This window comes from Rhodospirillaceae bacterium (assembly GCA_016712715.1).
Classification (GTDB): domain Bacteria; phylum Pseudomonadota; class Alphaproteobacteria; order Dongiales; family Dongiaceae; genus Dongia.
The window spans coordinates 997,373-1,013,591 of record JADJQM010000001.1 but is presented as its reverse complement, the minus strand read 5'-3'; the positions used below and the strand labels follow the sequence as shown (position 1 = coordinate 1,013,591).

At 62.6% G+C, this 16,219-nt stretch carries 9 protein-coding genes and 1 tRNA gene; all 10 read left to right on the top strand.

Annotated features, from left to right (window positions below):
* Positions 1-4 precede the first annotated feature (4 nt).
* The 10 genes from mnmA (at position 5) to IPK59_05035 (ending at position 15,980) form a co-directional block, all read left to right on the top strand.
* Positions 5-1,186 carry a tRNA 2-thiouridine(34) synthase MnmA gene (gene mnmA, locus IPK59_05080; GenBank protein ID MBK8158166.1) on the top strand — a complete coding sequence of 394 codons (1,182 nt, stop codon included), beginning with the start codon at positions 5-7 and terminating at the stop codon, positions 1,184-1,186.
* Positions 1,187-1,219: 33 nt separating this feature from the next.
* Positions 1,220-1,522 (top strand): SCP2 sterol-binding domain-containing protein, encoded by a 303-nt coding sequence (locus tag IPK59_05075; GenBank protein MBK8158165.1) that lies wholly within the window; start codon positions 1,220-1,222, stop codon positions 1,520-1,522.
* Positions 1,523-1,645: 123 nt separating this feature from the next.
* Positions 1,646-1,720, top strand: a tRNA-Met gene (locus IPK59_05070).
* A gap of 58 nt (positions 1,721-1,778) precedes the next feature.
* Positions 1,779-2,909: a class I SAM-dependent RNA methyltransferase gene (locus IPK59_05065; protein ID MBK8158164.1), complete on the top strand. Its 1,131-nt coding sequence runs from the start codon at positions 1,779-1,781 to the stop codon at positions 2,907-2,909.
* A 720-nt stretch (positions 2,910-3,629) separates the two neighbouring features.
* Positions 3,630-4,841 carry a TolC family protein gene (locus tag IPK59_05060; protein ID MBK8158163.1) on the top strand — a complete coding sequence of 404 codons (1,212 nt, stop codon included), beginning with the start codon at positions 3,630-3,632 and terminating at the stop codon, positions 4,839-4,841.
* Positions 4,842-4,894: 53 nt separating this feature from the next.
* A complete protein-coding gene (locus IPK59_05055; protein MBK8158162.1) occupies positions 4,895-10,276 on the top strand; it encodes a cadherin domain-containing protein in 5,382 nt (1,793 codons plus the stop codon).
* Between the two features lie 28 nt (positions 10,277-10,304).
* Complete coding sequence (locus IPK59_05050) at positions 10,305-12,026, top strand: ATP-binding cassette domain-containing protein (GenBank protein ID MBK8158161.1); 1,722 nt, start codon at positions 10,305-10,307, stop codon at positions 12,024-12,026.
* Positions 12,023-13,315, top strand: a complete 1,293-nt coding sequence (locus IPK59_05045) for an HlyD family type I secretion periplasmic adaptor subunit (protein ID MBK8158160.1) — start codon at positions 12,023-12,025, stop codon at positions 13,313-13,315. The genes IPK59_05050 and IPK59_05045 overlap by 4 nt, the downstream gene beginning before the upstream one ends.
* A gap of 8 nt (positions 13,316-13,323) precedes the next feature.
* On the top strand, positions 13,324-15,342 hold the full coding sequence (locus IPK59_05040) for a CHASE2 domain-containing protein (GenBank protein ID MBK8158159.1): 2,019 nt from the start codon (positions 13,324-13,326) through the stop codon (positions 15,340-15,342).
* Complete coding sequence (locus IPK59_05035; GenBank protein MBK8158158.1) at positions 15,324-15,980, top strand: adenylate/guanylate cyclase domain-containing protein; 657 nt, start codon at positions 15,324-15,326, stop codon at positions 15,978-15,980. The genes IPK59_05040 and IPK59_05035 overlap by 19 nt, the downstream gene beginning before the upstream one ends.
* The last annotated feature ends 239 nt before the right edge of the window (positions 15,981-16,219 follow it).

Sequence of the window (16,219 nt, the reverse complement as noted above, 5' to 3'; positions counted from 1 at the left end):
ACCCATGAATAGCCTCGGTTTCCATAAGGCACCCGCCGACACCCGCGTCGTCGTCGCCATGTCCGGCGGCGTCGACAGCTCCGTCGTGGCAGCGCTCCTGAAGGAGCAGGGCTATGATGTGGTCGGCGTGACGCTGCAGCTCTACGACCATGGCGTGGCGCTCGCGCGGAAGGGCGCCTGCTGTGCCGGCCAGGACATCTATGACGCGCGCATGGTCGCCGAGCGCCTCGACTTTCCGCATTACGTGCTCGATTACGAAAGCAAGTTCTCCGACGCGGTGATGCAGGAGTTCGCGGATTCCTATCTCAAGGGCGAGACGCCGATCCCCTGCGTCCGTTGCAATCAACGGGTGAAGTTCCGCGATCTCCTCACCCAGGCCCGCGATCTCGGCGGCGATTGCCTGGCGACCGGACATTACGTGCGCCGGGTGATGACGGAGGCGGGTGCCGAGCTCCACCGCGGCACCGATCCCACGCGCGACCAGAGCTATTTCCTGTTCGCGACCACGCAGCCGCAGCTCGACTATCTGCGCTTTCCGCTCGGCGATATCCCGAAGACCGAGACGCGCGCCATTGCCGAGCGCTTCGGCCTTGAGGTTGCGAACAAGCCGGACAGCCAGGACATCTGCTTCGTGCCCAACGGCAATTATGTGAGTGTCGTCGAACGCCTGCGTCCCGGTGCCGCCGAGCCCGGCGAGATCGTGCATGTCGACGGTCATGTGCTGGGCATGCATAAGGGCATCGTGCATTACACGATCGGCCAGCGGCGCGGCATCGGCGTCAATGAGAAGGGCACCAACAACGAACCGCTTTATGTCGTGCGCCTCGATGCGCCAGCAAAGCGCGTCTATGTCGGGCCCAAGGAGGCCCTGGCGCGCGATCAGGTGACCTTGCGCGAGATGAACTGGCTTGGCCGCCCGGGCGAGACGATGCAGGACATCGCCGTCGACGTGAAACTGCGCTCGATGACCCAGGCGGCACCGGCGCGGCTGACCTTGGGCGAGAATGGGGCTGCCTCCATCCAGCTCGACGCGGCGCAGTTCGGCATCGCACCCGGCCAGGCGGCGGTGGTCTATCAGGGGGAACGGTTGCTGGGCGGTGGCTGGATCGCCGCGACCGCCTCGCGCGCGCTGCGCGGGGCGCCGATTGGGACATCCGATGAACGGGCCGTCAGTGCCGCGGAATAGGTTGGCGTGCAATCAGGATAAGGGGGATATCCGATGGAACTCGAGGCGTTGATCGACGAAATGCGCAAGCGCGCGGCCCAGAACGTCAAGCTCGGCTACAAGGTGAAGTTCCTGGTCGATGACGATGTCATCTTCTGGGACGGTACCGAACATCCGCCGGTCATCGGTTCCGACGACCTCGGCGATGCCAACACGACCATCACCATCACGCCTGAAAACCTGCAGAAACTGCTGGCCGGCAAGCTCGATCCGACGCTCGGCTACATGACCGGCAAGCTCAAGGTCGAGGGCAGCATGGGTGTCGCCCTGAAGCTCACCTCCATGTTCGGCGACTGAGCCGAATCTATCAGCGATTTCAGCCGGTTGCGTTGTCCTTGACAGTTGGGGTAGCCCCCCTATATACGCTTGCCGACCGACCGGGACGCCAGCGCCCGGCTCCGGCTTCGCGTCCAGCGATGTGGCACCGTAGCTCAGCGGTAGAGCAGGGGAATCATAATCCCTTGGTCGGCGGTTCAAATCCGTCCGGTGCTACCATTTCCCCACGGCACCGAAAGATGTCGATGTCCGTGTGTTCGGGCGATATACACACGTCATGAGCGCAGACGGCGACAGCATAAACGGCGATTTCGAGATCTTCCTGGTGGCCTCTCCCGGCTTCGAAGCCGTGCTTTGCGCGGAGGCGGTGGAGAAGGGGTTCAGCGCGCCAAAGACGGTGACCGGCGGCGTCACGGTCATGGGCGGCTGGCCAGAGGTCTGGCGCGCCAACCTCACATTGCGCGGTGCCAGCAGCGTGTTCGCACGCATCGCCGCGTTTCCGGTCTTCCATCTGGCGCAACTCGACAAGCGGGCGCGCAAAGTGGCCTGGGGGCAATTCCTGCGCAAGGATGTGCCCTTCCGCGTCGAGGCGTCCTGCAAGCATTCCAAGATCTACCACTCAGGGGCGGCGACGCAGCGGGTCGAAACGGCCATCGTCGAAACGCTCGGCGCGCCGGTATCCCCGGAGGCCGAGGTCTGCGTCAAGGTGCGGATCGAGGATGACCTCTGTACCATCAGCATCGATACCTCCGGCGAATCCCTGCACAAGCGCGGGCACAAGGAGGCCGTCAACAAGGCGCCGATGCGCGAGACGCTGGCGGCGCTCTTCCTGCGCCAATGCGGCTATGACGGCAGCGAACCGGTGCTCGACCCGATGTGCGGATCGGGCACCTTCGTCATCGAGGCGGCGGAGATCGCGGCCGGCCTCGAACCCGGCAGGTCGCGCAAGTTCGCGTTCGAGCACCTCGCCAGCTTCGACGCGGCGGCCTGGCAGGAAATGCGCAACCGCGGCACCCGCGTGCAACCGCCGTTTCGCTTCTACGGCTGCGACCGCGATGCCGGTGCCATCACCATGAGCCGCGCCAATGCGGAACGTGACGGCGTCGCCGAGATCACCTCGTTCCGGCAATGCGCCATCGGCGGCCTCACCATGCCAAGCGGGCCGGCCGGCCTGGTCATCGTCAACCCGCCCTATGGCACCCGCCTTGGCGACAAGAAGCGGCTGTATCAATTATACGGCGCGCTTGGCCAGGCGTTGCGTGCGCGCTTCATGGGCTGGCGCGTCGCGGTGGTGACGAGTGAGGCGTCGCTTGCCAAGGCATGCGGCCTGCCATTCGGAACGCCCCTGGGCCCGGTGTCCCATGGGGGACAGCGCGTGACCTTGTTCCTGACCGGGCCGCTGCCCTGAACGCCCCTGCCCTGATCGCCCCTTCCCTGATCGCCTCTGGGCAAGCGGCGAGGAGGCTGCGGGCCTGATGGCTGAAACCGGCGTCGTGGTGCCGGGAGACGCTGTCCCGTGATCATCCACCTGCCGAGAACCGGATCTATAACTGGGGCCTTCTCGACCCCGTCAATCGACACCACCCCGTTCCTGTCGCTGCGGTGGGTGCGCCGGGCAAAGTGACCCGTTCGCTCTCAGCCAAAATTCGATGACAGGGGCGAGGCGCAGAATCCTATTCACACCGTCAGGCGCGCAAAACTAAAGGATGTAGGCGGCATCGTGGTGCCGCAACTGCAGCAAAAAATCCACACCGCCGAACTAAATTCATCCAACCACATCATGCTGTGTTCTTTTTATCGCTTCGGCTGATCGGGCGATCTTTTGAAGGTGACAGGCTGTGACGAGTTGCTACGATATTTAAACAAATGCTGTTCAATTGCCCTCTTGATTACTGAAATTTAGGAACTGGTTTCCTCCGGACGATCTGCGGGGTGGCGGGCGCTCGGAGCATGGGGTCGATCCGCCAGAATTATCTGCGGAACGTTTGGGGGTATGCAATGCGCGGATTGAAATCCGTCGGTGTCCTGACTTTGATCTTGGCCACGACTTACGCGAGTGGCGGTCTGTGCGACGCACGGGCCGAAACCCTGGAGCAGGCCCTGTCGGGTCTGCTTCAGAGCAGTGACCGTGTCGCTGCCGCTCAGCACAACCTCCGGGCCAACACAGAAGGCATCGACGAGGCGTTGTCGGCCTAACTACCCGAAGGCGGCCATTACCGGCGATGCCGGCTACGAATACACGGACTCGCCGTCCCTGCGCGACGACGGCGACGACTATCTTTCCACCGACCGCGAGGGCGTGGCACTCACCGTCACGCAGAATATCTGGGATGGCTGGCGTCGCGAAGCTGGTGTCGATGTGGCGCATCTCAACGAGGATGTCGCCGGGCTCGGCCTCGGCAGCACGGTGCAGGATGTGCTGTTCGAAGCCATCACCGCCTATCACGAGGTTCTGCGCCAGACCCGGTTGATCGAGATCGCGCGGTCGGACGAAGAAAATCTCCAGGTACAGTTGCAGTTGGAAGATGAGCGCGTGCAGCGTGGCTCGGGCATTACCGTCGATGTCCTGCAGGCGAAATCGCGGCTGCAGCTGGCAAAGGAACGCCGCGTCGCCCTGGAAGGGCGCCTGAAAGCCGCGGTTGCGCGCTATCAGCAGGTCTTCAGCACAGCGCCGGATGTAGCCGATCTGGTCGACCCCGTCCCGCCGATCGCCTTGTTGCCGGCCGATGTCGACACCGCCATCAATCTCGCCATGGACGACAACCCGGCCCTGGCCGCCAGTGCCAAGGGTATCGATATCGCCAGCCAGGAGCGGATCGCTGCGCGCAGCGATTTCTTCCCCCGCCTCGATCTGGTCGGGTCGGCCGGCTACGACAATGATGTCGATGGCGTCGAGGGATATCGCGAAAACTATTCGATTGTCCTGCGCGTCACCTGGGAGTTCTTTTCCGGTTTTGCCACGCAATCCCGCGTGAAGCGGGCTTCAGCGGTCTATGGCCAGCGCATGAGCGAGTTCAATGACGCGGGCCGGCGGGTCACCGAAGAGGTGCGCCTCGCCTGGGAAAATCTCGAAACGTCCAAATCGCGGGTCGAACTCCTGCAGAACGCGGTCAATATCGCCGAAGAAGTCTATGACGCGCGCCAGCGCCTGCGCGAAGCGGGACAGGAATCCTCGATCAATGTGCTGGATTCCCTCAGCGAATTGAAGACGGCGCAGATCAATTTCGTGGATGCCAGCTACAACGCGCGGCTCTCTGTCTATCGGGTGCTGCGCGCGGTTGGACATTTGCGGCCGCAGGACATGGGTCTTGATGAACCGACGTTAACGACTGCCCAGTAACGCCCGCCCACGGCCATTCACCGAATGGCCCGGGGTCAGGCGCGGAGGTCTACATGGTAGCCATATCGGAACTGACATTCGGCGCCGATAGCCGACGCCTGGTGATCGAGGGTAGCGACGCACCGCGGATAGAGATTCCCGGTGGTGGCGACATCCTCAAGGCCGCGTTTCAGCATGTCGGCGACGACCTCCTGATTACGCCGGTTCAGGGCCAGGAGATCCTGGTGAAGGACTATTTTGCCAGCGGGACGCAGCCCGACCTGTTGATTGACGGGCGCGCGCAGCTTGGTGGCGCCCTTGTCGAACGGCTCGCCGCCGCCGGCAACAGCCATCACCTGCAGGTGGCCGAGAACAGCACCACCCAGACCGACCAGGTCGCACAGGCCGGCACGGAGGCGATCGGCAAGGTCGAGAGCGTATCGGGTACCGCCAGCGTTCAGCATGCTGACGGCACATCCGCGCCGCTCACAGGCGGCGACGCCGTCTTTCTCAACGATGTCGTGGTGACCGGCAGCGACGGCTCCGTCGGCATTGTCTTTGTCGATGACACGACCTTCTCCCTGTCCGCCGGCGCGCGCATGACGATGGACGAGATGGTGTTCGATCCCGCCGGTGGCGGTGGCAGTTTTGTGACGACCGTTCTGCAAGGCACTTTCAGCTTCAATACAGGTACCATCGCGCCGAACGGCAACATGGAAGTCAATACGCCGGTCGGGACGATCGGCATCCGTGGCACCACAGTCGCGGCGCGCATCGCACTTGAAGGCAGCGATACATTCATCATCCTGCTGGCGGATGAGGATGGTCATGTCGGCCGCGTCATCATCCAGAATGCCGGTGGCATCCAGGAGATCAACGAAGCCAACGCCGCCACGACGCTGACGAGCTTCTTTATCGCGCCCAGTCAACCCGTGATCATGCCCGGCGCGGACGTCATCAAGTATTTCGACGAGGTGCTCCAGCAGTTGCGGGCCATCCAGGGTGCCGGACCGGTCGACAATCAGGGTGGTGCCGCGGAAGAAGAGGATACCAGCGACCAGGCTTTGCTCGACCAGTTCGATCCCGACAGTCTGTCGACGGCTGCCGGCGGCGAGGAAGCAGCCCCGGGAGAAGAGGGAACGGAGCTTGAGCCGGTCGACGAATTGTCGGAACTGCTGGGCTTTGTGCCCGACCCGCTGCAGCCGGTGTCGTTCTTCTCCTTCAATCTCTTCGGCAAGGTCGGCCTTGGCAGTTTGACGTTTGGCACGGCTGGCTATTACGGATCCGGAATCACGCTCGACTATCTCGATCCCGGCGTTTCCGTCTTCAGCCCGCCCAACTCGCCCTATACCATCCTGAGCGGCGGTCCCGGCAACGACGCCATTGACGGCAGCCCGTTCACCGGACCGCTCATCATTCTGGGCAACGCCGGCAATGACGTGCTGACGGGTAGCCCCAGCGACGATCAGATATACGGCCTCGGCGGCAACGACCTGCTGATCGCGGGCCATGGCGGTGGCGACGACCTCATCGACGGTGGCGACGATACCGACACGGTCAGGTATGCGAGCACCACGCTGGGCGTCACGGTCGATCTCGAGCTTGGTTTCGCCAGCGATACGACCGCTGTCGAAATCATCGGCCAGGACAATCTGGTCGATATCGAGAATGTGATCGGCGGATCTGGCAACGATACCCTGATCGGGGACGATGCCGCCAACCAGCTTGAGGGAAACCTTGGCAGCGACGCATTGACGGGCGGGGGTGGTGACGACAACCTCTATGGCTACCTGGCCGATGGGTCGGCCGATGTTGAGGGAATTGCCGTCGATCCCAATGCCGGCAAGGATGCCGAGGATGGCGGCGATGCGCTATTCGGCGGCGCTGGCAATGACACGCTGCATGGCGGCGCCGGGAACGATGTCGCGGTCTTCACCGGCAATGCCATCGACTACAAGATCGAGCTGACGATCGGCGATGGCGGCAGCTATGTGACGGTCACCGACCTTCGCCCGGGCAGCGAAAATGAGGGTGTGGATACGCTCTACGATATGGAGCGACTGCAATTTGCCGACCAGACGGCGCTGGTAGCCAATCTCAAGACGGGCGACAACTACGCACCGGGGACGATCTCGCTCACCAATGGCAGCGTCGCCGAGGGCGTCGCGCCCGTCGGCGGCACGCTGATCGGAACGCTGGCCGTCATCGACGGCGATTCTGATGAGACCTACGGTTTTGAACTGCTGAGCGACGAAACGCGCTTTGAGATCGTGAACGGCGAGTTGCGGCTCAAGGACGGGCAGGAACTCGATTTCGAAACCGAGCCGGCCATAACCCTCAGCGTCAAAGTGACCGACAGCCGCGGCCTCTCTTATACCAATGAGTTGCAGGTCACGATCACGGATGTCAACGAAGCGCCAAGCGTGCCGGTCGACAGCAACGCTGCGCCCAATGTCATTGCCGAAAACGCCGCTGCGGGATCGCTGGTTGATATCACCGCCTTCTCGACCGATGAGGATTTTGGCGAGATCGTATCCTATGGCCTCAGCGATGACGCCGGCGGTCGCTTTGTGATCGATGCAGTCACCGGCGTCGTCGCGGTGGCGCAAGGCGCCCAGTTCGACTTTGAAGGCGACGGGGCTTACACCATCGAGGTGACGGCAACCAGCGCCGGCAACCTCACGGCGAGCCAGACCTTCGTCATCCAGTTGTCGGATGTTCAGGAGGTGATCGGCGCATTGGGTGACGCTGACGCCAATGCCAATCTGGTGGCGGAAAATGCCGCCGTTGGAACCGTGGTCGGGCTCACCGCTCATGCGACCGATCCGGATGCCGGCGATGCCGTCAGCTACACATTGACCGACAATGCCGGCGGCCGCTTCGCGATCGACGCAGCGACCGGCGTGGTGACCGTCGCGGGGGCGCTCGATTTCGAGACGCAGGCAAGCCACGAGATCACGGTGCTGGCAACCAGCAGTGACGGTTCCAGCAGCAGTCAGAGCTTCACCATTGCGGTCGGCGACGTCCAGGATGTGCCCGTCGCGATCGATGAAACCGCGGCGCTGGTGATCGACTCACTCAACACCGTCACCAACGGCGTCAATCTGCTCGCGAACGACCAGATCGGTGTCGACACGCCCGGCCTTATCGACGGCGTCGGACTGAGCAGCGGTGCCCTCATCGCGGTCGATGCCGATGGCACGGACATCCATCTCAAGGCCGATGGAACTGTCGGCAGCATCGACGACAGGATCGGGACCCTGCATGTCAACCAGGATGGGAGCTGGAGCTTCACCCAGACGGTCGGCACTGACCTGGCCGACATGCAGTTCACCTACCGGCTGACCGACGCCAATGGCGATTCGGACACGGCCAGCTTTGCCGTCGACCTACATGACCCGACACCGATCAACTACAACGACGTGACGTCGACGCAAGCGATCGATCAACAGAACAACATCATGATCATCCTTGATTGCTCCGGGTCGATGGACAACACGGTTGGCGGTATCTCCCGCTTCCAGCTGGCCAAGGATGCGCTTGCCAATATGCTGGCGCAATATGATCAGGCCGGTGACGTCAATGTCATCGTCGTGGGCTTCAGCAGTTCGACGACCGCCATGACGTCCTGGAGCGATGTTGCCACCGCCCTGGACTTCATCAATGACCTTGAAGCGTCGGGTGGCACCAACTATGCGAGCGGCATCACAACGGCGACGAACATCCTCAACAATACCGGCTTGCAGGATCAATTGCTGAATGGTCCGACGACGGTTTATTTCCTGTCGGACGGGCAGCCGACATCCGGCACCAGCCTTGCCAGCAACAATACGGTGCGCAATGCCTGGGATTCGGCGCTGACTGATAGTGTCGACCGTGTCATTGCCGTGGCGCTGGGGTCGGACATCCTGGTGACGGATCAGGATTTGGTGGACATTGCCAATCCGAATGGCGGGGGATCCCCGGCAAATGCGGTCATCCAGGTCGCCAATTTCAACGATCTCAGCGCTGCCCTCGCGACCACCACGGCAAGTGCCAGCGGCAATGTGCTGAACGGCACGCTGACGGCAGGCGATGGCGACGGTGGTGTCGCTGGCGTCACGCCCGACAAGGGCAGCGACCCGGTGACGCGCCTGGCGAGCTTCAACTACATCGACCCGGTGCAGGGAAACGGCACCAACTCGCTGGCCATTTCCTGGAACGGCGTCGCGGCCGTGGTGACGGGGGCTGCCGCCGGCCAGGTGATCTCCAATGTCGGCGGTGTGGTGACTTTCGCCACCAATTTCGGCGTGATGACATTCTTCTTTGTCGATAGCGGGCCGCGCCTGGCCGGTGATTTCACCTTCGCCGCCGTGGCCTCGACCAATGTCGAGACGGAGACGTTCCAGTACACGACCATTGACGGAAATGGCGACCTCGATCCAGATGGTGGCGCCAATCTGGTGATCACGGTCGCACCTGATCTCTCGCTGAAGATCGTGCCTGTTGCGACCAACTTCCAGCCCGGTTCCCTGTCGGCGCCGCAGACCGGCAACGGCAGCGACAACAGCTTGCCGGGAGATTCGGGGAACAACCGCCTCGATGGTGCCGGCGGCAACGACACGCTCAACGGCAATGATGGCAATGACTGGCTGATCGGCGGGTCGGGGAATGACGCGCTGAACGGCGGCGATGGCAATGACTATCTGGACGGCGGCATCGGCGATGATGTCATGGCCGGTGGTGCCGGCAACGACGCCTATGTCGTGAACAGTGCAGCCGACACGGTGTCCGAAGATGCCGGTGGCGGCACGGACACGGTGTTTGCCAGCGTCACCTATGCCATCACCGATATCGACGTCGAAGACCTCGTGCTGACCGGCACCGGGAACATCAATGGGACCGGAAACGGCACCGGCAATCACCTCTACGGCAATGCGGGGAACAATCTGCTGTCGGCCGGCGATGGCAATGATTACCTGGCGGGTGGTGCGGGCAACGACACGCTGGATGGCGGCACCGGCAATGATTTCCTGTCCGGTGGTGCCGGCGTCGACACGCTGACTGGCGGTGTCGGCAATGACATCTTCCAGAACCAGACTGTCAGTGACAATTACAGCGTCGGGACGAACCAGGCCGTGTCCGGCATCAATCCCGCCTTGTACGACAAGATTACGGATTTCGATGCGGCCACGGACAAGATTGTCTTCAGTGCCCTCTATGACGGCACCGGCGGTTGGGATTCCGGGCATCTGTTCGTCGAGGGTGTCGATTTCTCCACGCTCACCACCGGTTATGACGGCACCAATGGGACCGGTACGGCTTATGCCGCCGGCCAGGCATCGTTGATCCTCGATTCGAACAACAATCTGATCTATGATTCAAATGGTGCTGACGCTGGCTACACCATCGTTGCCCAGATCCAGCCGGCAGGCGGGTCACCGGAAGTGACCGCCAACAACGTGCTGGCCGCATGATCTCGGCACGTCGCCCTGATGGCTCGCCATGAGTGACCGGAAGGACAGCTCGGTGTCCAACCTTCGCCTTCTCCTCGGAATTGTTGGCCCGGCCTTGCCAGGCCTTCTGGTGATGTCGCTGTTCATCAACCTGCTGGCCCTTGCCGCGCAGATCTTTGTCATGCAGGTCTATGACCGTGTGATCTTCCATGCCGGCCTGACAACCTTGCAGGCGCTGCTGCTCGGCATTGGCGCCGTCATCGTTTTCGACTTCATCCTGCGGCAGGCGCGCAGCCGGGTTCTGCAGCGCGTCGCACTCGCGGTCGACATCGATCTCGGGCGGGCGCTGTTTGCCAAGGTTGCCGGACTGCCGCTGCAGATGCTTGAATCGCGCGCCGGCCATTATTGGCAGTTCCTGTTCCGCGACCTGGAAACCGTGCGCAACACGGTCGCTGGCGCCGCGATCGTTGCACTGGTCGATCTGCCCTTCATCATCCTGTTCCTCGGCCTCGTCATCTGGCTGGCCCCACCGCTCGCCTGGGTGTTTGCCCTGGTGGCGATCTCCTTCGTTCTTCTGGGTTTGTGGAACGGCCTCTCCGTGGGGCGCGCCGCCCGGCTGGAACGCGAGGCCATCATGCGCCGGGATCGCCTGCTCAATGAGATCAAGCTGGGGCGCGCGGTGATGAAGTCGACGGCCATGGCCGACCCGCTCCAGGCGATGTGGGAGCAGGGCCAGGCCGCGAGCGTCCGCTCGTCGATCAAGCGTGGTCGCCTTGCGGATGGCTCGATGAATGCGGCTGCCAGTCTCGGTGTCATCGCGACGATTGCGCTCACCAGCGTGGGCGCCGTTGCCATTCTTGATCTCAAAATGACGGTTGGCACCTTGGTGGCGGCCAATCTGTTGTCGGGCCGTCTCATTGCACCGCTTTCTCAACTCATCGGCAGTTGGCGTGCGTTGGCTGGATTGCGGGAGTCCATGAAGCGGCTCTCTGCGGTCATGGCCGAAGCTGATGACCGCCGCGCCACGGCCATCGATTTGCCGACGCCCCAGGGCAAGGTCCAGTTTGAAGAGGCCAGCTTCGCGTATGATCCGGCTTCGGCACCCGTCGTGAAGGCGATTTCCGTGCGCTTCGGCCCAGGGGGATTGCATGCAATCGTTGGTCCCAACGGGAGCGGCAAGACGACCTTGCTGAAACTGGCGCATGGCCTCTATGCCCCGGCCAAGGGCCGCGTGCTGCTGGACGATGCCGATCTCGCGCAGTTCAGTCGCCATCAGGTCGCCGCCTGGATCGGCTATGTGCCGCAGGATGGTTTCCTGTTCAGCGGCACCGTGCGCCAGAATATCGCGCGCTTTTCCGACAGGGTCGCGGATGCCGATATTGTCGCCGCGTCGCAGAAGGCCGGGGTGCATGGTTTCGTTTCCGACCTGCCGGACGGCTATGAGACGGAGGTGGGCGAAGGTGGTGGCCGCTTCTCGACGGGGCAGCGCCAGCGCATTGCGATCGCGCGCGCCTTGATCGGCGATCCACCGGTGCTGCTGCTCGATGAACCCACCAGCAACCTCGACCGCGACGCCGAGGAGGATCTGCGCAAGCATCTCCGCGAGATTGCCCGCAACTGCACCGTGATCGTGGTGACGCACAGCCCGGCCCTGCTGCAGGCCAGCGACAGCATCACGGTGCTGGTTCAGGGCGCCATTGCGCTTGCCGGGCGCACAGAGCAGGTCCTGCCGCGCCTGATGGGCAACCATGTGCGCCAGGTGGGCACATGACCTGCGAACTCGACGCGCTTCGCCGGGAGACAAGATCCTCCGGCTGGATAATCTTCGCCGTCACCAGCATCGCCCTCATCTGCGCCTTCTTCGCCTGGGCCGCCGTCGCCAGGTTTGATCAGTTCTCCGTCGCCGATGGCGAGGTTGTGCCCTCCGACAAGGTCAAGGTGATCCAGCATCTGGAAGGCGGCACCATCGCCAGCATCTTCGTGAACGATGGCGAATTGGTGGAGGAGGGTGCTGAACTCCTCGCCGTCGAACTCGGCCTCAACAGCGCCAACAGCGAGGAGCTGCAGGCCCGGCTGGACAGCCTCGCCTTGACGCGCGTTCGCCTGATGGCGGAATCGAGTGGATCGCCGTTGCAGCTACCGGCCGATCTTGTTACGCGCCGGCCCGACCTCGCGGCAGCCGAGGAATCGGCCTACAAGGCCCGCCAGACGGAGCTCAGGAACCGGATCGAATCCGCGCAGCAGCGCGTCCGCCAGCAGGAACTGGCGGTGACTGAATTGCAGGCGACCTATAGTGCCACGGCGACCGACCTCGACATGTCGAACAAGAACCTCGCCATGTCCGCGGATCTGCTGCGCGACGGCCTGACCTCGAAGATGGAGCATCTGCAGCGGGAGCGCGAAGCGAAGCTGCTGGAGGGAAAACTGAGCGCGCTCCGCTCGACCATCCCCAAGGCGAAGGCGGCACTGGAGGAAGCGCAGCACAATCTCAATGACGAGAAGTTGCGCTTCAACAGCAACTCGCTGGCGGAACTTGGCAAGGTCGAGCAGGATATTTCTGCGACTAATGAAATGTTCCTGGAAGCCAGCACACAGGCATCACGCAAGATCATCCGCTCGCCGGTTGCAGGCATTGTCAAAAACCTGCGCTTTCACACGATCGGCGGCGTGATCGGACCGGGCGATCCGATCATGGAAATCGTGCCGGTGAATGACAATGTGGTCATCGAGGCGCGTCTGCGGCCGGAGGACAGCGGCATCGTGACTCTCGGTCAACCGGTGCGCATCAAGGTGAGCGCCTACGATTTTGTCCGCTTCGGCACGATCTCCGGGACACTCTCCTATATCGGCGCGGATTCGGTGGCCGATTCCGAAGGGCACACCTATTTCCAGGTGATGGTGACGCCGGACCGCGCCTATCTCGGCGATACGCCGGGCCAGTATCCGATCCGCCCCGGCATGACCACGACAGTCGATATCCGAACCGGCAATCGAACGGTGCTGGAATTCCTGCTGAAGCCCGTCATGCGCCTGCGCTATGACAGTCTGCATGAGAGCTAGGGTGGGGCGTGACTGATCTGGCGACAAGACTGCGGTATCGATTGACGCACAATTTCATGGGTGGACGCTGGCTCGTCGCCCTGCTGTTGCTCTGCCTGCTGTGGCTGCGTTACGAAGATCCGGCCCTGGTCGAAAAGCTGAGAGTCCTGCAGTTCGACCTCTTTCAGCAATTGGCGCCACGCGCGATCACGCCGCCACAGGTGGTCATTGTCGATATCGACGAGGAAAGCCTGCAGAAGGTCGGGCAGTGGCCCTGGTCGCGCGCAATCCTGGCCGATCTGGTCGACCGTCTGACAGAAGCAGGCGTGGCGGCGATCGGCTTTGACGTGACGTTTCCCGAGGCCGACCGGACTTCCCCTCGTTGGTTGATTGACGGGGCAGACGCCAACCTGAGTGCGGCCACCAAGGCGGAATTGCTGGCGCAGCCCTCGAATGACACCCGCTTGGCTGAGAGCATGCGCAAGAGCCGTGTCGTCCTTGGCATCGCCGGCGCCGACCGGCCGTCGATCGCCGGCGGCAAGCCAATACCGACACCGCGCGGCGATATTGGCGGTGACCCAAGCCGTTTCATCATCGGCTTTCCCGGAATTGTCGGCAATCTGCCGGAGCTTGACGCGGCGGCGCTTGGGCGCGGTGCCATCAGCTTGCAGGAAGAACGCGACGGCGTGGTGCGGCGAGTACCCATGCTGATCAAGGTCGGCAAGGATGTCTACCCGGCATTTACTATCGAAGTTCTGCGGGTCGCGATGGGTGAGCCGAGTTACTCAACCAGATCCAATCCAGCTACCGGGCTGGACAGCATCATCATCCAACGCAATCGCATCCCCACCGATCGACATGGGTCCTTCTGGATCCACTATCAGCATCACGATCCCGAGATGTATGTTCCCGCAGCCGCGGTCCTGGATGAGACCGCCCCTCGCGAGAAACTGACAAATCGCATTGCGCTGGTCGGCACCTCTGCCTCCGGCCTCGGCGATATCTCGGCCACGCCGCTTGGCAACGTCCCGGGTGTCGAAATCCACAGCCAGATCCTCAGTTCGATTCTTGCCAGCGATTTTCTGGTGCGGCCGGTCTACGCCGACAGGGTGGAGCTGACCACGGTCCTGGCCATCGGCCTCCTGATTATCACCATTCTGAACTGGCTGCGGGCCCGTTGGACGGCGCTGCTGCTGCTCAGCATGCTGGCGACACTCGCAGGGACCGCTTGGTATGCGTTCAGCCAGCACGGCCTGCTGTTCGACGCCGTCTACCCCGCCATCGCCACGATCCTGCTCTATACGGCGCAGGTCTATGTCAATCACTATACCTCCGAGCGTCAGCGCCGACAGGTCAGTGATGCGTTCGGGCGTTACGTCTCACCCGTCCTGGTGCAGCGCCTGGTCAAGGATGCGACGCGGCTGCAGCTGGGTGGCGAGACCAAGGACATGACCATCCTGTTCTGCGATATCCGCGGCTTCACGCAGATCTCCGAGCGGTTCAAAGGCAACCCGCAGGGCCTTACCAACCTCATCAACCGCTTCCTGACGCCGCTTAGCGAAGAGGTCCTGAATCACCAGGGGACGATCGACAAGTATATCGGCGACTGCATCATGGCGTTCTGGAACGCGCCGATCGACGATCCGAACCACGCGCGCAACGCCTGCGCGGCGGCCCTTCAGATGTTCGCGGCGCTTAAACGGCTCAATGTCGAATTAGGGCAGGAAGTCCGCCAGACGCAGGATCCCGACCGGCTGCCGAAGGCCTATCGGCGCCTCAAGGAGCTGACGGACGCCGAAGCCGAGGAGAGGCTGCAACTGGCCGCCACCCTGCGCAGTGGCGCCGGTGAAGGACAACCCTATGCGCAATATGCGCTTGGCAAGGCCTATCGCGATGGACTGCTCGGCCAGCGCAATACGAATGAGGCCGTCACGTTGTTCTCGGCGGCAGCAGCCCAGGCTTCGCGCCGGCGCAGCGCAATCTGGGCGAACGCCTGGCGCGGGGCGACGGCGTGGCACCGGATGCCATCATGGCGCTGCATTGGCTGACCCTGGCGTCGCGCGATGGACTTGCCGCGGCGGAAGAGGTACGCATCGAGCTTATGCAGCGCATGTCGGTGGCGGATATCGCCGCGGCCGAACGACGTGCCCGTGCCTGGCGGCCGAGCAGTCTTCGGCACGCGGTGACCAGCATCAATATGGGAATCGGCATCAACACGGGTGAATGTGTCGTCGGCAATATGGGTTCACGGGTGCGCTTCGACTATTCGGTGCTCGGCGATACGGTCAATGTCGCAGCCCGCATTGAAGCCCAATCCAGCAATTACGGTGTCGGCATCGTCATCAGCGAGACGACCTACGCGCAGGCCGAAGACTTCGCCGCCCTTGAAATCGACCGCATCATTGTAAAGGGCAAGAGCGAGCCAATTCGCATCTTCACCCTGCTGGGATCGCCGGAGGTGGCGCAGAGTCCGCTGTTCCGGGATCTCGCCTGGCGTCATGAAGCCTTGCTGCACGCCTATCGGGAGCGGCAATGGGACGAAGCCTTGCAGCATATCGACGCCTGCTCGCAGCTCTGGCCAAGACTTGAGCCGCTCTATGATCTCTACCGGGATCGGATCGAGAATTTCCTGGTGGATCCCCCAAGTGCCGATTGGGATGGCGTGTTTGTGGCGACGAAGAAGTAGGGCGGCTGGCCGCATTCTCTCGACGCCGGCGTCGATCGATCCAATGTATTGATTCTAAATGAGAAAAATGCCACTTTGAGGCGTCAGGGTTGTTCGCCCGGTGTGAATTTCAGCAAACTTCTGCCGCCTGCGGACGGGCCCTTCGCGCTGCTCTATGCGATGGCTATCTCCGGACCTAATGCTTGCGTTAGCATGGGCGTGGGCAAGCCAGACGCATGTTCCAGCCCGCCTAGAGAGTT